Source organism: Streptomyces sp. NPDC102274 (assembly GCF_044766385.1).
Taxonomy (GTDB): domain Bacteria; phylum Actinomycetota; class Actinomycetes; order Streptomycetales; family Streptomycetaceae; genus Streptomyces.
On the sequence record NZ_JBIWLW010000032.1, the window covers coordinates 44,249 to 65,133 of the forward strand.

The window sequence follows — 20,885 nt, forward strand, 5'->3', positions numbered from 1 at the left end:
GCAGACGAACAGCGGCTACATCGAAAGATGTACGGGCCGGGTGCCGCCCTCCGTCGATCCGGCCAACGACGGCCAACGACGGCCACGGAGCGGGAGAAACGTGGGTGATGACCGCCCCGGACCGTCATCGGCCTCGGCATGTCCGCGAGGCTGTCGGCCCAACCGGCACATCACTCCGCCCGCTCATGACATGCCGCTCGTGCCCACTCCTCAGACGAACGGCACGGTCAGGCAGGCGAGGCGAGCCCCCGCCGTCCCCGCCTCGCCGGGGCCCGTCATGGTGCCGTGGTCGTGGATCACCACGGAACGCGCCTCGCCCCGCCGGAAGCGCCAGTCGTGCGCGGACTCGGCGACGGCCCGCCCCCGGGCATCGCTGGTGACGTCCAGCCAGACCTCGTTGGCCGCGTTCGCGTAGGCGGGGTCGGTGGAGGGCTGGTGCGGATCCTTGATGTGCTGGTAGTGCGGCCCCGCGTCCTCGGGGACGCGGCCGCAGGGCTTGGTGTGCACATGCGCCCCGTACACGCGGTTCGGGAGCAGGCCGGACACGGCGAGTTCGACTCCGGTGGTCCTGGCGCCGGTGCGCTCGACCACGGTGATGTGCGCGCCCGCGGGCACCTTCGTCCCGTCATACGTCACCGCGTCCGGCGGAAAGTACGGGGACGGCGGCTGGAATCGGCCCTCCGCCCTCACCGTGGGGTGGCCGTCACGCGCCGATGACACCGTGGGCGGCGTCGCGAGCATCGCGGTGACGGCGAGAACAGCTGAAGCCGAAGCTTTGGAACGGAACTTCACGAGAGCGGCCTCCTTCGACGGGTTCAGATCACCAGGTCAACGGAGAAGAGCGTGCCAAGGTTGTGCGGGAACCCGAACGGGTCGCGGTTGACCGCCGACTGACGCGGGGACGGATGACCGCACCTTCCCCTCATCCGGAATGTGCCGTTTACGCGCGGGGTCCTGGTATCGCACTATACCGCCGGGCTCCGCTCCATGCGCTCCCCACATGTGGTCCCCCTACGCCTGGGGCCGGCCGCCGTCGGCGGGCGGCCGATCGGCGAACACGCCGCGCAGCAATCCGGTCGCCTGCCCCACCTCCACCAGATAGCCGTCGGGATCGCGCAGATAGCAGCGGAGCTCTGCCTTGCGGTCGAGCGGCTCGGTCAGGAAGTGCGCGCCCTTGGCGGTGGCCCGCTCGTAGAACGCGGCCAGATCGGCGACCCGCACATTGAGGAACGAGGACACGGGGTCGCCGGGCTCGGGCGCGGTGAGGACGACCTCGGGCTTGTCCGGGGTCGGCCCGCCACCGGGGTTCATGATGATCCAGCTGTTGGCGACCTTCACGATGCCCGGGTTCTCCGCGAGCACCACCTCTCCGCCGAGGATGTCCGCGTAGAAGCGGCTGGAGACATGAACGTCCCGCACGGTCAGGAAGTGTGTCAGCACCAGCCCCTGCGCGGGGGCAGGAAGATCCTCTCGCTTCGCCATCGATGTCGCCCTCTTTCGGCCCGCGGGGAGTCGGGGCAGTCGCCTCCACCCTGCTGGCACCGCGGTACCCGGGCAACTCGGCGACCGGACGCCGACGCGTGGTCCGGACATCCGCGCCGCCCGCGTCGCAGGAACTGTCGGTGGCGCCGACTCGGGCTCAACAGCCGCGCCTCCGGCCGCCATTGACATGATCGATGACTTGTCCAATCATCATCCAGACAGTTGCGCCAGTGACACGAGCGATGCGAGTGATTGAAGGCACATGCTGATCAAACTGGTGAGCAAGGACGCGGGTGGACGGATGAGGCGCCCCGGTTCCGCACCCGGCCGGCTGACTCGTCCCGGCTGACTCGGCCCTGTTGATCCGTCCCTGTTGATCCGTCCCTGTTGATACGTCCCTGTTGATACGTGCGGGCTGGCATGTACGGGTCGACACGTACGGGGAACGGTCGCCGTCGCCTCGACTCGGCCTCTCAGTCACAGGCACAGGCACGGGCACAGGCACCCGTAACCCGCACCGGCTCGTAGCACAGCGCCCCGTGACGACGACGTCCGCGGCCTCCCGGGCGATGGCGCCCCCACCGCGATCCCACACCTCCGCAATGAGCCTCCCCCACGGGAAAGGGCTGGTCTTGTCGGCGATACGCACCTCCCCCACCACGGCCACGACCACCACCACGCGGCAGCCCGCGATACCGGCGCGGAGCGCCGACACCCCGCACCCGGAGAGGGGGACGCCTCCGCCGCTGTCGCTGCCGCAGGAGCGACTGTGGGCGCTGGCGCAGATGGACGGCGCCAACGCGGCGTACAACGAGCCGGTGGCCTTCGCGCTGCGGGGTCCGCTGGACCAAGCGGTGCTGGTCCGCGCGCTGGACGCGCTGGTCGCCCGGCACGAGGCGCTGCGTACCCGCTTCGTCCCCGCGGCGGGCGAGGCGTACCAGCGGATCGATCCGCCGGACACCGGCTTCACGTTCGAGGTGGAGGACCTGACCGGACAGCCGGACGCCGACGCGCGGCTCGCCGCCCGGCAACGCGAAGAATCCACCGCTCCGTTCGATCCGATCCGGGGCCCGCTGGCCCGCGGCCGGCTGCTGGTGCTGGACACGCACCACCATGTGCTGCTCATCACGGTGCATCACATCGTGTTCGACGGCTGGTCCAGAAACATCATGCTGCGTGAACTGGGCCTGTTCTACACCGCGTTCCTGCGCGGTGAGGATCCCGCCCTACCGACGCTGACCTGGCAGTACTCCGACCATGCCCGTCGGCAGCGGCAGTGGATGGCCGGCGACGAGCCCGCCGAGCAGACCGCGTACTGGGCAGAGACCCTGGCCGACTCCCCGCCCCTGCTCGAACTGCCCACCGACCGGCCGCGCCCCGCCGAGCAGGACTACCGCGGCGGCCGGGTGCGGATCTCACTCGACGAAGATCTCACCGCGGCTCTCGAAGCCCTCGCCCAGCGGCACGGCACCACGCTGTACTCGACCCTTCTGACCGGCTGGTCCATGCTGCTGTCGCGTCTGACCGGGCAGTCCGACATCGTTGTCGGAGCCCCCACGGCGAACCGCAGGCACGGTGATGTCGCCGGGCTGATGGGCTTCTTCGTCAACACCCTCGCGGTACGGGTCGATCTGTCGGGATCTCCCACGGGGGCCGACATGCTGGAGCGGGTGCACGGCGCCCTCCGCGGCGCCCTGGACCATGCCGACCTGCCCTTCGAGCGCGTGGTGGAGCTCATCAATCCGCCGCGCAGCGCCGCCCACACCCCGCTCTTCCAGACCATGTTCGCCTGGGTTCCCTCGCTGCGGGGCCTGCTCGACCTGCCGCACGTCGAGGTGGAGCCGCTCGGCATCCCGCACGCGCCGGCCAAGTTCGACCTGGTGCTCGCGCTGACGGAGGAGGACGGCCGGATCGTCGGTGATCTGGACTACGCCACCGCCCTGTTCGACCACGAGACAGTCGAGCGGTACGCGCGCTATCTGCCGCGCGTGCTGGCGCGGCTGGCCGAGGAGGACGGCCGGGAGGTCGCGGACGTCGCCCTCATGGACGCGCGCGAGTGCCGCGACCTGCTGGCGAACTGGAGCACCGCCGAGGAGACCGGGACGTCCACGGCCCCGTGGCCCGGCGGCCCGGCCCCCTGGCCCGGCGGTCTGGTCGAGCGCTTCGGGACCCAGGTGCGGACCCGCCCCGACGCCGCCGCACTCGTCCACGCGGGCGAACGGCTCGACTACGCCACGCTGGAGCGGCGCGTCAACCGGCTCGCCCACGCCCTGATCAGCCGTGGCGCCGGACCGGGCCGGGTGGTGGGCCTGCACGCGGGGCGGTCGGCGGAGCTGGTGGTGGGTGTCCTCGGCATCCTCACGGCGGGCGCCGCCTATCTGCCGCTCGATCCGGGCCAGCCCGCCGAGCGTCTCGCCGCCATGATCGAGGACGCCGCCCCCGTACTGGTACTGAGCGACGTCCCCGACGCACCGCACGCGGACTGGCGGTCACTGACCGCCGTCGAGGCCGAGGGGCAGCGCGACGACGCCCCCGGGGTCACGGTCCGCCCCTCGGATCCCGCGTATGTCATCTACACCTCCGGCTCCACCGGCCGGCCGAAGGGTGTGGTGGTGACACATGTCTCCGTCACCCATCTCTTCGACCAGTGGCTGGCCCGGTTCGGGGACGTACCCGGCGAGGCCGCGTCGGCCTGGTCGAGCATCGGCTTCGACGCGTCGGTGCACGAGATCCTCCTGCCGCTCACCACCGGCGCCGTGCTGCGTCTGGTCCCCGACGAGCTGCGCGGCGATCCGGAGGCGCTGATGGGCTGGATGCGCGAACACCGCGTCGCGACCGCGTTCCTGCCCCCGTCCTACGTCAAGTGGATCGACGAGGACCCGGAGGCCCGTCTGAAGGGACTGGCGCTGCGCCAGCTGCTGACAGGGGTGGAGTCCCTTCCCGAGATGGCGCTGTACCGCATCCGGCAGGCCCTGCCCGGCCTGCGTATCTGCTACGGGTACGGGCCGACCGAGGCCACGCTCTACAGCACCGCCTACACCGACCCGCGGCCGCTGGACCGGCCCTGCCCGATCGGCCGGCCGCTCCCCGGCACGCGTCTCTATCTGCTGGACGAGCGGCTGAGGCCGGTACCGCCCGGGGTGGCGGGCGAGGTCTGCATCGCGGGCGCGAGTCTGGCCGGTGGCTATGTGCGCCGTCCGGATCTGACGGCCGAACGGTTCGTCCCCGACCCCTTCGTGCCCGGAGAGCGCATGTACCGCACGGGTGATCTGGCCCGCTGGCTGCCGGACGGCAACGCCATGTACGTGGGCCGTCTCGACGACCAGATCAAGCTGCGGGGCTTCCGTATCGAACCGGGCGAGGTGGAGGCGGCGCTGCTGGACCTGCCCGGGGTACGGGAGGCGGCCGTACTCGCCGATCGTGACGCCCCCGGCGGGCCGCGCCTGGTGGCGGGCATCGGCCGGGGTGACACGGCGCTCCGGTCCCCGTACGAGTGGCGGGCGGCGCTCTCCGAGCGGCTGCCCGACTACCTGATCCCGTCGGTCTTCGTCGAACTCCCGCGCCTGCCGCTGAACCGGAGCGGCAAGCTGGACCGTACGGCGCTGCTGGAGAGTTCCCGGTCCGCGCTGCCCGCCCAGGTCAACACGGCCGCGCCGCGCGATCACGTCGAGATGGCCCTCCACCGGATCTGGACGCGGCTGCTGCTCCATCCCGGCATCGGCGTCACCGACAACTTCTTCGATCTGGGCGGCACCTCGATCTCCGCCATCAAGGTGGCCCACGCCGTCCAGGAGGAGTTCGGCGAGACCCTGCCGATCCGCGATCTCATGCTGCACCCGACCATCGAGGCGCTGGCCGAGCGGCTGCGGAAGGGAGCGGCACCCGGGCGGCCTGGCGACAACCTGATCGAGTTCCGCGCGGGCGACGGGGAGCAGCGGGTGGTCTGTGTCCACCCGGCCGGCGGGACCGCCTTCTGCTACCTGCCGCTGGCCGCCGCGCTGCCCGGGTCGGTGGGTGTGCGGGGCATCCAGTCCCCCGGCATCAACGCCGGGGAGATACCGCTGCCCACCGTCGAGGCCATGGCGGAGGAGTATCTGAAGCTCATCGATCCACGGCCCGACGAGTCGCTGGTCCTGTGCGGACTCTCCTACGGCGGGCTCATCGCCCATGAGATGGGACGCCGGCTGGCGTCGGCGGGACACACCCGGCTGAGCGTGGTCCTGCTCGACACACACGGCACGGAGGACGCGGCGGAACGCGCGGCGATCGAGCCGGTGGACGCGTCCGAGTTCCGGGAGAAGCTCGTCAGGTTCAACGGGATGTACCCAGGCATCGAGGACGACCAGATCGACCGGTACTTCCGTATCTACAACCACAACCGGATGACCGCCCGCGACTACCTGACACCGGCGTCGGCGGCCCGGCTCGTCCTCGTACAGGCCACCGCGGACGGCGAGGACGGGTCGGAGGTGCGCGCGTTCTGGCAACGGCGGGCCGAGGGTGGCCTGCTGGCCGAGCCGGTGGAGTGCGGTCACTGGGACATGCTGGAGAGCGACGAGGTGCCACGGGTGGCCGAGCTGATCGCTGCCGAACTGACCCGGATGTCCGCCGCCCCCGCCCCACCGGGCGACGGACAACGCGGTGCGGGGCAGCAGGCCGGTCCGTCCGTCGCGCGGGAGGCATGATGAGATCCGGAACCGGCCCCCCCGCCGCCTCGCCCGCCACCGGTGTGGCGCAGGGGGTGCACGAGCAGGCCCTGCGCACCCCGGGGGCGGTCGCGCTGGTCGACGGCGACCGGCGGCTCGACTACGCCGAACTCGACGCCACCGGCGCGGTGGTGGCCGACGCGTTGCGCCGCGCCGGTGTCCGTCCCGGCCAGGCGGTGGCCATCGCGCTGCCGCGCTCCTGGCAGCTGGTCTGCGCCATGCTCGGCATCCTGCGGCTCGGCGCCCGGGTCGTACCGCTCGACACGCAGAGCCCGCCGGAGCGCCGTCGCCATATCCTGACGGACTCGGCCAGTGTGGCGGTGATCCACGACGGGACGACCGCTCCGGACGCCCTGCCGGACTCCGTACAGCCGCTGCCGGACTCCGTACAGCCGCTGCCGGTGGCCGGGCTCCTCGCGGCGGTCCACCACGAACAGGCGGAGCACGAACAGGCCGAGACCGAGCCGCCGTTCACCGGCGCACCGGTCTCCTTCCTCTTCTACACCTCGGGAACGACGGGCCGTCCCAAGGGCGTCGAGGTACGGGACGCCGGCATCCTGCGCCTGGCCCGGCCCGGATATATCCGGCAGGCGGAGGGCGCGCGCTTCGCCTGTCTGTCCAATCCGGCGTTCGACGCGCTGAGTTTCGAGGTCTGGGTACCGCTGCTGACCGGCGGCTGCTGTGTGATCCTCGGTGACGAGGCCGTCCGGACACCGCACGAGCTGGCGGCCGCTCTGCTGCGCGAACGCATCGACACGGCGTTCGTCACGGTGGCACTGTTCAACGCGGTGGTCGATGCGGTGCCCGACTGCTTCGCCGGGGTCGGGCAGGTCCTGGTGGGCGGCGAGCAGCTCAACGCCCGGCTGATACGCCGCTGGTACCGCCACAACGCGGCGAGAGCCACCCGGCTCCACAACGTCTACGGGCCGACGGAGTCGACGACGTTCGCCCTGTGCCACCCCATCCCGCGCGACTTCGACGGGGACCGGGTGCCGATCGGCCGGGCGCTGCCGGGGACCGATGTGCTGCTGGTGGTCCCCGGCACCACGCGTACGGCCGCGCCCGGTGAGACGGCCGAGCTCCTGCTGGCCGGCGAAGGTCTCGCGGCCGGCTACCGCAACCTGCCCGAGGAGACGGCGCACCGCTTCGTCCCGCTCCCCCGGCAGGACGGCGCCCGCACACTCCACTACCGCACCGGCGACCTCGTACGCGCCGACGCGGACGGCCTCGTCGAGTATCTCGGCCGCGCCGACCGGCAGGTGAAGGTCCGCGGCTTCCGTATCGAACCCGGCGAACTGGAACGGCGGATTGTCGCGCACCCCGCCGTACGCCAGGCGTACGTGTGCACCCGTCGCGACGGAGAGCACGGACCCAACGAACTGCTGGCCTATGTGGTGCTGGGTGAGGAGCTGTCCTTCGAGGAGTTCGACCGCCATCTCGCGGCCGGGCTGCCGACCTATATGCGCCCGCACCACATCCATGTCGTGGACGCGCTCCCCCGCAATGCCAACGGCAAGGTCGACCAAGCCGCGTTGGAGCGCGCCGGCCACCGCCCCTGGCGGAGTCCGCGCGGCGAGGAACCGGCCGGCACCGCCTGGCAGCGCGAGGTGCTCGCCGTGGCCGCCGGGATCCTGAAGGTGCCGGACGCGCGCCTCGACGACCGCTGGGTCGCCGTCGGCGGCGACTCGCTCAAGGCCCTGCGGCTGCGTTTCGAGGTACGGCAGCGCTGGGGCTGTGAGCTGTCCCAGGCGGCCGTCCTCGACGGGAACCTCGCCGGGGTCGCCGAGGCGATCGACAGGGCCAGGGACGCGGGTGACTCGCCCTACCCGGTGCCGCCCGCTCCCACGGGGGCGCGTTCGGCTCCGGCCACCAGCGAGCAGCAGCGCCTGTGGCTCCTGCAACAGCGGACGCCGGGGTCCCGGGCCTACCACGTGGGTCAGGTCTTCCGGCTGGAGGGGACGGTCGACGCGGTCGCGCTGCGACGGTCGCTGTGGAGACTGGTGGCGCGTCACCCGGCGCTGCGTACAGCCTTCGAGGCGACGCCCGAGGGGCTGCGCCAGGTCGTGGGCGAACCGTACGACCCGTGGGCCGACCCCGATGACGACGCGTGGACCGGCCCCGAGCCGGACGCGCTCCGTGAGGGAGGAACGGACGGCGAGGACGCGGGCGGGCGGGCCTTCGCCGATCGGTTCTTCGGCCGGCCCTTCGATCTGGCGGAGCCCCGGATGCTGCGCGCGAGGTGGCTGCCCCGGGACGGTGGCGGGCTGCTGTTGCTGCACCTGCATCACATCGCGGTCGACGGCTGGTCGCTCAATGTGCTGCTGGCGGATCTGTCGGAGGGGTACGCCGATGCTCTCCGCGGCGAGGACGCACCGGGCGCGGTGGACCCCGTACCCCCCTCCGGCTCCGGGGCTCCCACCCCGCTCGACTATGCCGTCTGGCAGGCCGAGTGGTTCGCCGGCCCCGCCTACCTGGCCCAGCGCGCCGGACTGCGCGCCCACTACGCCGGGCTGGACGAGACGGGCGAGCGGGACGAATCGCCGACGCCGACCCGTGCCCGGCCGTCCTCGCGGGCGCGGCTGCTGCACACCTCGCTCGACGCCGTACGCCGCGCCTCCGTGGACCGGCTCTGCGGCGAACTGGGCCTGACGCGTTTTCAGTTGCTGCTCGGGGTTTTCACGTGGAGCCTGTACGGGGTGACCGGCGGGACCCGTCCGCGCGTCGCCGGTCCCGTGGCCAACCGGCCCGTGCGGGAGTTCGAGGCCAGTGTCGGCATGTTCGCCAACACCGTCCTGCTGCCACTGTCCGTCGCACCGCGCGAGGAGTTGCGCGGCCAACTGCTGCGCCTGGGTGCCGCTGCCAGAGAGGTGCTCGACCGGCAGGACGTGGCGCTGGCCGACGTACTGGCCGATCGCGAGACGGGCACCGGTGGGGCGCCACCGTTCGACTTCCTGTTCGTTCTGGAGAACACCGACTTCGGCGCGCTGGCGCTGCCGGACTGCTCCTCCCGGCCCCTGTGGTGGGCACCGGCCGAGGCCAAGTGCCCGATGACGCTCTCCGTCGTGGAGCACGTGGACGGTCTCGACTGCCTGTGGGAGTACGCCGGCGACCACTTCGAGGCCGCCGAAGTGGAGGCGATGGCCGCCCTGTTCGGGCGTGCTCTGGATCTGCTCGCCGACGGGGCGAGCGCGACCCCGGCCGAACTGGCGGCCCCGTACCGCCGCGCTCTGCCCGAGCCCGGCCGCACCGAACCGGTGTCCCTGGCCTGTACGACGGTGGCGGACGGGTTCGCGCGGCAGGTCGCGCGTACGCCCGGCGCGCCGGCCCTGATGAGCGGCGACACCGCCGTCAGCTACGCCGAACTCGACGCCTGCGCGGCGGGCCTCGCCGCCGAGCTGCGGGCGGACCACCCGCTGCCGGAGGGGGGCGAAGGGCCGTGCCATGTCGCGCTGTTCCTCGAACCCTCGGTCGAGCATGTGGTGGCGCTTCTGGCGCTGGCCCGGCTCAACCTGACCATCGTGCCGCTCGACCCGTCGTACCCACCGGCGCTGCTGCGGCGGATCCTGGAGCAGGTGGAGCCGCTCTGCGTGTTGCTCGCACCCGGCGGTGACGCGGCGTTCGACGCCGTCGATCCGGGCGGCACCGTACGGCACCCGGTCACCCTGTCGACCACCGGCGGCGCGGCCGAACCGCCGGTCTCTCCGTCGGCTTCTCCGTCGGCCTCTTCCTTGGCCTCTCCGCCGGCCTCTCCCCTGGCCTCGCCCTCGGCTTCTCCGTCTGTCTCTCCTTCGCACGACGGTGCCCGTCCGCTCTACACATTGTTCACCTCGGGCTCCACGGGCGTCCCGAAGGGCGTGCGGGTGTCGGACCGCACGCTGTGCAATCTGTTGCAGTGGCAGGCGGAATCGGGCGGTCTGGCGGCGCCCGCCGCCACCCAGCAGTTCTCCATGCTCTCCTTCGACGTGTCCTTCCAGGAGATCTTCGGCACCCTGTGGACCGGGGGGTGTCTGCATCTGGTGCGGAGCGGCTGGCGGCAGGACTCCCCCGCCCTCCTCGATCAGCTGGAATCCGCCGGTGTAGAGCGCGTCTTCATGCCCTACGTGGCGCTCCAGCTCCTCGCCGAGCATGCCGTACACCTGGGCCGGTATCCCTCGCGGCTGCGGGAGGTGGTGACGGCGGGCGAGCAACTGGTGTGCACCGACGCGATCCGCCGCTGGTTCGCGGGCATGCCGGGCGCGCGGCTGTTCAATCATTACGGCCCGACCGAGACGCATGTGGTGAGCGCCCTCTGCCTCGACGGCGATCCGGCGCGCTGGCCGGACCGTCCGGCCATCGGCCGGCCGGTGGCGGGCGCGGTGCTGCGGGTGGTGGACGAGGCGGGTGAGCCCGTGCCGCCGGGCCGCACCGGTGACCTACTGATCGGCGGAACGATGGCCGCCCGCTGCTATCTGGGCGACTCGGAGCTCAACGACGCGCGATTCGTGGAGCTGCCCGGACTCGGCCTCTTCTACCGCAGCGGCGACCGGGCGAGCTTCGACCGGGAGGGCCTGCTGCACTACCGGGGCCGGGACGACGACGATCAGATCAAGCTGAGCGGACACCGGCTGGAGCTGGGAGAGGTCGAGGCGGCGCTGCTGCGGCACCCGGAGATCGTCCAGGCCGTGGTGGTGCGTGACGGGGAGGAGCTGGTGGCCTGCGTCCAGCGCCGCGACCGTTCGCCGGGCCGGACGCCGGGCCGGACGCCGGATCAGGCGCCGGATCAGGCGCTTACCGCCCGGTCTCTCACGGCCCATCTGGCACCCCTTCTGCCGCCCCACGTACGGATCAGCCGCTTTCGACTGCTCGCCGCCCTGCCGCGTACCCCCAGCGGCAAGCTGGATCGCGGCGGCGCCCTGCGCGCTCCGGGCGAGGAGCTGCGCCGTGGTCCCGACGCGGCGGCCGGCGTCGCGGACGTTCCGTCCTACCCGCTCTCGCCCCTAGAGGCCCGGCTCGCCGAGGCGTTCGAGGCGGTGACCGGCTCGGCCATCGGACCGGACCAGACCTTCTTCGACGCCGGTGCGTCGAGCCTGGGACTGATGCGCTTCCACTTGCGCTGCACCACCGGACTGGGTCTGCGCTTCACCGTCGCCGACCTGTTCGAGCACGTCACGCTCCGCTCGCTGGCGCGCTTCCTCGACGGACAGGCGTCCACGACGGAGCGCGATCCGAGCCGCACCACCACGGCCGAACACGTGGCCGAACACGTGGCCGCCACGGCAGCCGACACCGCAGCCACCGCGGCCGACGAACCGATCGCCGTCATCGGCATGGCGGTACGGCTGCCCGGCGCGCCGGACCTGTCCGCCTTCTGGGACATGGTGCGGGCGGGCGGCAGCGGTATCGAGCACTTCGACGCCCCCGACGGCATCGTCGGGGCGCGCAGCCAGATGGACGGTCTGCTGGCCTTCGACCCGGACCACTTCGGTATCAGCCGGCAGGAGGCCAGGCTGATGGACCCCCAGCAGCGCCATCTGCTGATGAGCTGCGCCGACGCGCTGGCGCACGCTGGAATCGCCGACCCCTCCGCCCGGCGCGTCGGGCTGATCGCCGGTGCCGGTGAGAACACCTACTTCCAGGCCATACTGCGCGAGGCCGGCCCCGGGCAGCTGCCCGACGGCTTCCAGCTGGCCCTGCACCACGAGAAGGACTTCCTCGCGACGAAGGCCGCCTACCACCTGGGCCTGACGGGACCCGCCTTCACCGCCCAGGCGGCGTGCGCCAGCTCCCTGGTCGCCGTCCACCTCGCCGCCGGGCTGCTGCGCCAGGGCGACGCCGACGTGATGCTGGCCGGCGGGGTGCTCGTCGACACGGAGCTGACCGACGGGTACCGCTACCGGCCGCAGCACATCTTCTCCGTGGACGGACACTGCCGGGCCTTCAGCGACGACGCGAGCGGCACCATCGGCGCCAGCGGTGTCGGTGTGGTGGTGCTCAAGCCTTTGCGGTCGGCCAGACGTGACGGAGACACCGTGTACTCGGTGATCACCGGCTCGGCCCTCAACAACGACGGTTCCGACAAGCTCAGTTACAGCGCCCCCTCACTCTCCGGCCAGCGCGAGGTGATCCGCGCCGCCCTGCGCCGCGCCGGCCGGAGCGGGGCCGACCTGGGCTATGTCGAGGCGCATGGCACGGGCACCCGACTGGGCGACCCGGTCGAGGTCGGCGCTCTGCGGCAGGCGTTCGACCTGGCGGAATCCGGTCGCTGCGCCCTGACCTCGGTCAAGAGCCAGATAGGTCATCTCGGCGCCGCCGCCGGCGTGGTCGGGCTGGTGCGTGCCACCCTCGCCGTGCATCACGGCCTCATCCCGCCGCAGGCCGATTTCCACGCTCTCAATCCCCAGATCGGCCCCGACCCGACCCCGTTCCATATCCCGACCGAGGCGCGGCCCTGGCCCGCCGGACGGGACCGGGTGGCGGCGGTCAGCAGCTTCGGGATCGGTGGCACCAACGCCCATGTGCTCCTCGAAGCGGACGAGCGGAGCGCCTCGTTCGCGACGGAATCGACGGACGCGCCAGACGCGACGGAACCGTGCCTGATGCTGTCGAGCAGCAGCGAGGCCGCTCTGCGTACGGACGCCGCCCGTATCGCCGACTATCTGACGGAACGTCCCGAGGCGTACGGGAAGGTGCTGCGCCATATGCAGGCCGGCCGGCCGGCGCGGCGCCTGCGGATCGCGGCGGTCTGCCCGGACGCGCCGACCGCGGTGGCGTGGCTGCGTACGGCGGTCCCGGCCGCCCGCGCCGACACCGACACCGAAGAACCGGCCCGGGAACCGCTCGCGGCGGCGGGCCGGTCGGCGGAGGACCTGGCCGACGCCTGGCGGGCCGGACGGCGGATCGACTGGCCCGCCGGTCCCGCGCAGGCGCCGTGGGACTTCCCGCCGCCCGCCTTCGAGCTGGCCGAGTACGACTTCGCGCGTACCGCGCGGTCGGCGAGCCCGGTCGATACGGTCGATACGACGGGCGGCGAGGGACCGCGACGGCTTCCGGAGGCCGACTGGCTGCACCAGCCCCACTGGGTACGGCTGCGCCGGGCAGCCCCGGGAACCACGTCGCGTACCTCCCGTCTGCTGGTGGTACTGACGGACCGTCCGGCGCTGCCCGAAACGGTCCGCGCCTTCGAGGCGGTCCACGCCCGTGTGGTACGGGTCAGCTCGGCCGACGCCTTCGCCCGGCGGGGCGACGACGTCTTCGAGGTCGACCCGACCGACCCCATGTCGCTGCGCCAGTTGCTCGACACGCTGGCGGAAGCGGGCCGGGACGGCATCGACTGGCTGCACGCGCTGCCGCTGGCCGTCGAGGGCCCGGTCGGTTCCGACACGCTGGCGCGCGCCCACAAGGCCTGTCTCGACGCGCCGGCCGCGCTGGTCCGGGCGGTGGCCGCCGGGCCCGGGGCTCCGAAGGTGCGGCCGTGGTGGCTGTCGTACGGCGCAAGACCGGTCGACGGCCCCGTACCGCGCCCGGAACTGAACCTGCTGGCCGGTGCCGTCGAGGTGGCACCGCAGGAGGGACAGGTCGACGGCCACTGGCTGGATCTCCCCGGCGCCGACCTGGCCGACTGGGCTCCGCGACTGGCCGCGTTGCTGGCCGACGCCGCGGACGGAACAGACAGCGAGACCGGGGCGGACACCGCTCCCGGGGCCCGGCTGCCGCGCCGGCTCGCACTGCGCCAGGGCTACTGGTGGGAGCAGATCACGCTTCCGGTGTCCCCGGCCGGAATCGCCCCTGTGGCGCTGCACACCGAGGAGAGCGTCCATCTGATTCTGGGCGGCACGGGCGGCATCGGCACCGCCGTCGCCGCCTGGCTCCTTGAGCGGACCGACGGCCGGGTCCTGCTGCTGGCCAGAACGCCCCGGCTCCCGGAGGAACTGACACCCTGGTCCGACCACGTCGAGCTGATCGAGGCGAACCTCGCCACGTCGGCGCCCGAGGAGATCCTGTCGCGGATCGGCCGGCGGACGGCGCGGCTCGACAGTGTGGTCCACGCGGCCGGCGCGGCGGCCGGCGGACTGCTCGTACGGCGGGACGCCACCGCGATGCGGCGGGCAACGGCGGCCAAGGTACAAGGAGCCCTGCTGACCGAGCGGTTGATCGCGCGTTACCTGCCGACGCTCGCGGTCTACTGTTCGTCGATGTCGGCGCTGCTCGGCGGCGTCGGCCAGTTCGACTACGCCGCCGCCAACGCGCTCCTCGACGGCTTCGCCCATCACCGGTCGGACGAGACCGAGACCACCGCGCGGATCACCGTCAACTGGGATGTGTGGCGCGAGACCGGGATGGCGCTGCGGGCACCCCTGTCCGACGCCCGTCATCAGGCGCATCTGTCGGTCGGCCTGACGGTGGACGAGGGAAAGCGGCTGTTCGCGCGAGCCGTCGGGCTGCAACTGCCGCAGCTCCTCGTCTCCACGACCGCTCTGGACGAGTCCCGCGTGTTCTACGCGGCATCAGCGGCATCAGCGGCATCAGCGGCATCAGCGGCATCAGCGGCATCAGCGGCATCAGCGGAGCCAACGGCATCAACAGCCGACCCCGTTCCGGCACCTGTCGCGGATTGCGACGGGGGCGCGGACACGGCGGCCGGTCTCCTCACCGAGCGGCTGTGCGAGTGGGTGGGCGTCGACCAGCTCGACCCGGACGTACCGCTCTACGACCTGGGCGCGGACTCGCTGACGATGCTGGATCTGATCAGCGAGGTCAAACGGCACTTCGGTGTCGAACTCGAACTGTCGTGGCTCAGCCACCGGGTCTCGCTCAACGAGATCCTGACGCGACTCGACCGGACGACTCCCACGGGGGCAGCTGTCGGAGCCGCCGCCGAGGAAGTGGCGCTGGAGGTCTGGCAGGAGGGCACCGGAGGCGAGGTGCTCTGTCTGGTGCACCCCGTCGGCGGTGACATCCAGGCGTACCGGTCGCTGGTGTCCGCTCTCGACCCCCGGCTGACCGTCTGCCTCATCGCCGACCCCGCGCTGCGGCGGCCCGCACTGCCTGCCTGGACCCTGGCCGAACGGGCCCGGCGGTACCGGGCCGCGCTGCTCGCCCGCTTCCCCGAGGCGACGTGGCGCCTGCGGCTGGCCGGGTGGTCCTTCGGTGCCTGGGTGGCCGCCGAGATGGCCGCGGAGGCGGAAGCGGCCGGCCGTCCCGTGGAGGCGCTCCATCTGCTCGACCCACCGCCGCCAGGTGCCGGAGCGCTGTTCCGGGCGTACGACGAGACGCAGCTCGAAGCGGTGTTCGCGGCCGAACTCGGCCACAGCGGGGACGAGTCGGCCGGTGAGCACGCGCGGGCCTATGCCGAGCGGCTCGCCCACTGCTGCCGGGCCAATCTGCTCAGCATGGCCGACCACCGGGTGCGACGGCTCACCGTCACTCCCAGCCGGCTGTGGCTGGCCGAGCGGCCGGTGGCGGGCATGCCGTCGCTCGGCTCCCCGGAGGAACAGCGGGCGCTGTGGCGGCCGTACCTCCCTGAGCCCACCGCCTGGCACCGGCTCGACACCACGCACTACGGCGTCGTCCGGCCGCCGTACGTGCGGGCGGTGGCCGAGGCGATCAACGCGGCCTCGTACGACGCTCCCGAGCACCGCTGACCCCGTCGGTGTGGAGACGTTTCCCCTCGGCGCCGCGTCCGGCTCCGCGGCCGGGGACCTCGTCTCTCGTGTTGCGAGCCAAACGCCTGCACCCCAAACGCCTGGGATCCAAACCCGTGGGATCCAAACCCGTAGGCCTCAAACCCCTTAGGCCCTGTCCGGCCGAGACTCGTTTTCCCACCCCACAGGAGGAAGTTGTGGAGCAGTACGAACTGGACGCCCTGGAACGTGTCACCTCACGGCCCCCGAGGGACTACCGGACCATCGAGGTCGACTCCCTCACCCCCGTCATCGGCGCCGAGGTCTCGGGCGTCGACCTCTCCCGGGAGCTGTCGGAGGAGCAACTGGGCGAGGTCAAGACCGCGTTCCTCGACCACCATGTCCTGGTCTTCCGCGACCAGTTCCTCACGCAGGAGGACCACAAGCGCTTCGCCGGTCACTTCGGCGAGCTCCGCCCGGTGAACCCGCCGCCCGAGGAGGGCGATCCCTACATCCTGGAGATCAGCACCACCGCCGAGGCGGCGAACGTGGCGGGCAACGGCTGGCACGCCGACGGCACCGCCGACGCGGAACCGTCGCTGGGCTCGATGCTCTACCTCACCCGCGTACCGGAGACGGGCAGCGGAGGCGACACCCTGTTCGCCAATATGCATCTGGCCTACGAGATGCTGTCGCCGGCCATGCGCGAGCTCCTGGACGGCATGACCGCCATACACGACGGTCTCATCGCCTTTCAGGGCCACACCCCGCCGCCGGGATATGTGATCCCCAAGAGCGAACACCCGCTGGTGGTGCGTCACCCCGAGACCGACCGGCGGATCCTCTATGTCAACAGGGCCTACACGGGACGGATACCGCAGCTGTCGTCCGACGAGAGCCGGGCCGTGCTCGGCATGCTGTTCGACGTGCTGCCGAACCGGCCGCTGCTGAGCTGCCGCGTCCGGTGGAGCCCCAACACGCTGGTGTTCTGGGACAACCGCTGCGTACAGCACCACGCGACGTACGACTACTACCCGTTCACGCGCTACGGCCAGCGGATCGCCATCAACGGCGGCCCGCTCAAGGGTTAGTGGACTTGTCCGGCGGATCTTCGCTGGTCCGCGAAGATCCGCCGGACAGCGGACGGACACACCTGAGGGGTGTCCGACGGAGGCGGAGTCAGCCGCTGTACTCGCCGGTGGCGAAACGGCGAGCCTCGCGCCGGGCCGCGTAGCGATCCTTGCGGTTGCGGGCCCTGTTCATCTCCCCCCACTCCTTTTTGGCGGCACGCCCGTTCGGTCCTGAACAGCACGTCCGGCCGAAGTCGGAGTGTCCCCACCGGCAGCGGGTGTCCGTGTCCTCCCACGTCGGGTCGGTCGGCAGATCGCAGGGGCCGTAGCGGTGATCGTGGACCGGCCGGGGGTTGTGCTCCGCGAAGCGCACCCGCAAAGGCTTGGTCCTGTCCGTTCGGGACATCTCGTTCCTTCCGGAACCGCCGCCCCATCCCGGGCTCTCCGGGCGGGCGGCCGGGTTCGCCACATCACGGCGACACACCCCTTCCTCTGTCCGCGGCACCGGCCGGTCCTGGAGCGGACGGCGGTTCACCGCACGATCCACGGCAGTGGAAAGCCTTCCAGGATATCGGTGACCGTCCGCCACGTACAGGAAACCCTTTCGGCCCGGGGCCCCGGGCTCGGCGGGGGAACGCGCGAGCCAGGCTGCCCGCGTGACAGTCATGGCTGCCGGCGTGCAGTCGTGGACCAGCGTGAACGGCACGCCACCATCGCCCCAAAGTCCCATTCCCGGGGGACATTTCCGGCCTCCGCGTCACGAGGCCAGGTTCCGTATCAGCTCGTCCTGACCGATGATGACGTGCGGGGCTGCCCTGTTCGGTGTGGCACCGGCTGTCCCAGGAAGGGGTTCCTCATGGACGAGGCCGAGGTGATCGTGGTGGGGGCCGGGCCGGCCGGCTCGTCCGCCGCCTACCATCTGGCAGCGGCGGGCGTCGATGTCCTGCTGTTGGAGAAGACGCGCTTCCCCCGGGAAAAGGTGTGCGGCGACGGCCTGACCCCGCGGGCGGTGCATCAACTCATCCGGATGGGCGTCGACATCAAGGCTCCGGGGTGGATGCGGTCACGCGGGATGCGCTGGGTGGCCGGTGAGCACCGGGTCCATATCGACTGGCCCGGCCTGGGGAGTTACCCGGACTTCGGTCTCTCGCGCAGCCGGCACGATTTCGACGACATCCTGGCCCGGCGCGCGGTCGCCGCCGGAGCGCGGCTGCGCGAGGGCGTGAAGGTGACGAGCCCGGTGACCGATCCCGCCGGCCGTGTCACCGGTGTCACCGCCACAGCCGAAACGACGGCGGCGGGAGCGGCAGACGGGGCGGGGACCCGAGCCGGGGCGGCGGCCGGGGCCGGGAAGCCCACGGTCTATCGCGCACCGATCGTCATCGCCGCCGACGGCGCCTCCGCCCGCCTCGCCCTCGCCCTGGGCCTGCAACGGGACCCGAACAGGCAGATCGCGACGGCCGCCCGCCGTTACTACCGCAGCGCGGAGCGCTCCCAGGACGAGTACCTGGAGCTCTGGGCCGATCTGCGCCATCCGGGGAACGATCACTATCTGCCCGGATACGGCTGGATCTTCCCGATGGGCGACGGCCGGGTCAATGTCGGTCTCGGCGCGCTGCCGCACCGGCGGTACGGAAACGCGGATCTGCGGACGGCGCTGGACCACTGGCTCGCCCGTACACCTCACGCGTGGGGGCTGCGCGAGGAGAACGCCGAAGGTCCCGTCAGGAGCGCGGCTCTGCCGCTGGGCTTCAACCGTCATCCGCTGTACACGCGCGGGCTGCTGCTGGTCGGCGACTCGGGGGGCATGATCAGCCCCTGGAACGGCGAGGGCATCGGCCAGGCCATGGAGGCGGGCCAGGTCGCGGCCGAGCGGGCAGCGCTCGCGCTGGCCCTTCCCGACGGGCCGAGGCGCGAGCATGTGCTGCGCGACTACCCCGTGGAGATGAACCGCCGCTGGGGGCGCTACTACCGTCTCGGCAATGCCGCCGCCGACCTCGTCTTCAGCCGGTCGGGCTTCCAACCGGTCCTCAACCGCTACGTGATGGGCTCGCCGTTCCTGCTCAAGGCCCTGGCCCGGCTGCTCGCCAACCTCACCGAGAAGCCCTCGCGGGACGTCATCGACCATCTGCTCAACACCGTCGTCCGCCTGGTCCCGGCACCGCCCGTACGCCGCCGCTGAGGACGGCGGCCGTCCACGACACCGGAGCGACGGGTTCCGAATGTCTCGCTCACCGGTCCGGAGGAGCCCGAGAAGTTCGACGTGTTGGTTCTGCGCATCGAGGAGACGGCGCTCGGCTCCGCCTCGCGTACTGCGCCATCTGCAACGCCTCGACGAAGGCGCGGTGGGCCTCGCGCGCCCCCCTCGACGTGCCGGTCGCCGACCGCGCGGAGCGCGGCTACGTACGGTGAGCGCCGACGGCAAGCCCTTCAGTCGGCGCCGGGACCTCGACCGGCGCGTTCCGGTCGCGGCGGACGAGAAGCGTGCCGATCACGCACGCGACGACCGCCAGGACGAAGCCGTACCACGGGGTGGCCCCGGAGGGATGGGTCTCGTACACGAGCGCTGCCGACAGCACGGTCAGCACCGTGCCGGTACGGCCGTACGGCGTGGTGGCGGCGATCACCGTCATGCCCCAGAGCAGGTACCACGGCTGCACCATCGGCGAGAGGGCGACCAGAGCGAGGAGAGCCATCCCCAGGGCATGGACAGGATCCAGCGGACGGGCACGTTCCGAAGCGGAGTCGGCGTCCGCGGCACGGACCGTATTCACGGCACGGGCCGAGTCCGCGGCACGGGCCGTACCCACGGCACGGGCGGGGGCCGAGGCCCGAGCCACGTCCGGGCTGGCACGCACCGTCCGCCACGCCAGGTACGCGATCAGTACGAGCGCCGCCCCCAGCCCCAGGTCCTGGACGGCGGCCTTGACCGGGCCCGGGTCGGTCCCGACAAGCAGGTGCAGCAGCTCGCCGAGGCCGAGACCCAGGTCGCTGGTGGCCGACAGCGCGGTGTGGATGGTGCCCGCGACGCTCTGGGTCCGGAGCCAGCCGAAGCCGGTGCCGCCGAGCAGTGCCGCCGCGACGGCGACCGCCACCGCGACCAGGCCCGGCGCCACACCCTTCGCCACCCGCCGAGCGAGCGTTCCGGTCGCCGCCCTGCCCACGAACACGCCGATGAACAGCAGCGCCATCGCCGCCGGGGACTTGACCATCATGGCGAGCCCGACGAGCGCGCCCGCCGCGATCCATCTGCCGCGCAGGGCGAGCACCACGCCCGCCAGCATCAGACCGATCATCAGCCCGTCGTTGTGCATGCCGCCGATCACATGCATGAGCAACAGCGGATTGAGCGCCCCGAGCCACAGCGCGCCGCTCTCGCTCGTGCCGCGCTCGCGCGCGAGACGCCGCAGAGCCCACACGATCAGCACCAACGCGCCCACGGCGATGAGGCGCATCCCCAGCACGGCGGGGACGATGGTCCCGCCCGTCGCCCAGGTCACGCCGCGCGCGAGTATCAGGAAGAACGGACCGTACGGTGCGGGGGCGTCGGTCCAGTTCGCTCCGACACTCGCGGCGGCGTCGCCGCCGAGCCCGGCGGGGTCGAGGACGGACGGGCCCGCGCCGTAGACGTCGTGTCCTTCGAGGACCATCGCGCCCTGGGCGATGTAGCTGTACACATCGGCGCTGTAGAGCGGCGGCGCCAACGCGAGCGGGGTCGCCCACCAGACAAGGGTGACAAGCGTGTCGCGCGTGGAGGCCCCGGCCCTGCCGTACCGCCACCAGGCGACGACGAGCAGTGTCAGCCCGACGTACGCCAGGACGGCGCCCGCCACGGTCACCGCGGACCCATGGGGCATCCAGAGCCCCCACGGTTCACGGTCCGGCAGCGTACCGGCGACCCAGCCGCCCGCAGCGGCCGCGACGGAGCCGGCCGCGCCCAGCCGACGGTATCCACCGGCGTTCAATGCCCACATGACCAGCCAACCTATCGAATGACCGCACGGGCCGCGGGTGAGGGAGCCTGTCCA

At 72.1% G+C, this 20,885-nt stretch carries 8 protein-coding genes; 4 read left to right on the plus strand and 4 right to left on the minus strand.

Translation table 11 applies throughout. The features are described from left to right. Positions 1–210 precede the first annotated feature (210 nt). Positions 211–792, minus strand: coding sequence for a superoxide dismutase family protein (locus ACIRQP_RS32540; RefSeq protein WP_403896495.1), 582 nt, complete (start codon positions 790–792; stop codon positions 211–213). Positions 793–1,011: 219 nt separating this feature from the next. Next, positions 1,012–1,482: a VOC family protein gene (locus tag ACIRQP_RS32545; protein ID WP_403896497.1), complete on the minus strand. Its 471-nt coding sequence runs from the start codon at positions 1,480–1,482 to the stop codon at positions 1,012–1,014. Positions 1,483–2,084: 602 nt separating this feature from the next. Between ACIRQP_RS32545 and ACIRQP_RS32550 the strand changes: the two genes are divergently transcribed. The 3 genes from ACIRQP_RS32550 (at position 2,085) to ACIRQP_RS32560 (ending at position 16,878) form a co-directional block, all read left to right on the plus strand. Next, positions 2,085–6,167 carry an amino acid adenylation domain-containing protein gene (locus ACIRQP_RS32550; RefSeq protein WP_403896499.1) on the plus strand — a complete coding sequence of 1,361 codons (4,083 nt, stop codon included), beginning with the start codon at positions 2,085–2,087 and terminating at the stop codon, positions 6,165–6,167. Further along, complete coding sequence (locus ACIRQP_RS32555) at positions 6,164–15,808, plus strand: amino acid adenylation domain-containing protein (protein WP_403896502.1); 9,645 nt, start codon at positions 6,164–6,166, stop codon at positions 15,806–15,808. Before ACIRQP_RS32550 ends, ACIRQP_RS32555 begins: the two co-directional genes overlap by 4 nt. 197 nt (positions 15,809–16,005) lie before the next feature. Then, a complete protein-coding gene (locus tag ACIRQP_RS32560; RefSeq protein WP_403896505.1) occupies positions 16,006–16,878 on the plus strand; it encodes a TauD/TfdA dioxygenase family protein in 873 nt (290 codons plus the stop codon). A gap of 88 nt (positions 16,879–16,966) precedes the next feature. Here ACIRQP_RS32560 and ACIRQP_RS32565 read toward each other — a convergent pair whose 3' ends face one another. Continuing rightward, entirely contained in the window at positions 16,967–17,263 is a 297-nt protein-coding gene (locus tag ACIRQP_RS32565; protein ID WP_403896508.1) for a hypothetical protein, read from the minus strand. Between the two features lie 450 nt (positions 17,264–17,713). On the opposite strand from ACIRQP_RS32565, the gene ACIRQP_RS32570 reads away from it, so the two are divergent. Beyond that, the gene (locus ACIRQP_RS32570; protein WP_403896511.1) at positions 17,714–19,039 is read left to right on the plus strand and encodes a geranylgeranyl reductase family protein; all 1,326 of its coding nucleotides are present in this window, start codon (positions 17,714–17,716) and stop codon (positions 19,037–19,039) included. Between the two features lie 217 nt (positions 19,040–19,256). Here the strand turns inward: ACIRQP_RS32570 and mptB are convergent, their stop codons facing one another. Continuing rightward, positions 19,257–20,831, minus strand: a complete 1,575-nt coding sequence (gene mptB, locus ACIRQP_RS32575) for a polyprenol phosphomannose-dependent alpha 1,6 mannosyltransferase MptB (RefSeq protein WP_403896513.1) — start codon at positions 20,829–20,831, stop codon at positions 19,257–19,259. Between the last annotated feature and the right edge of the window lie 54 nt (positions 20,832–20,885).

Bases quoted from the DNA above. Each gene is read 5' to 3' on its own strand.
- ACIRQP_RS32545 (WP_403896497.1), bottom strand. From the start codon at position 1,482: ATGGCGAAGCGAGAGGATCTTCCTGCCCCCGCGCAGGGGCTGGTGCTG.
- ACIRQP_RS32550 (WP_403896499.1), top strand. From the start codon at position 2,085: ATGAGCCTCCCCCACGGGAAAGGGCTGGTCTTGTCGGCGATACGCACC.
- ACIRQP_RS32555 (WP_403896502.1), top strand. From the start codon at position 6,164: ATGATGAGATCCGGAACCGGCCCCCCCGCCGCCTCGCCCGCCACCGGT.
- ACIRQP_RS32565 (WP_403896508.1), bottom strand. From the start codon at position 17,263: ATGTCCCGAACGGACAGGACCAAGCCTTTGCGGGTGCGCTTCGCGGAG.
- ACIRQP_RS32570 (WP_403896511.1), top strand. From the start codon at position 17,714: ATGGACGAGGCCGAGGTGATCGTGGTGGGGGCCGGGCCGGCCGGCTCG.
- mptB (WP_403896513.1), bottom strand. From the start codon at position 20,831: ATGTGGGCATTGAACGCCGGTGGATACCGTCGGCTGGGCGCGGCCGGC.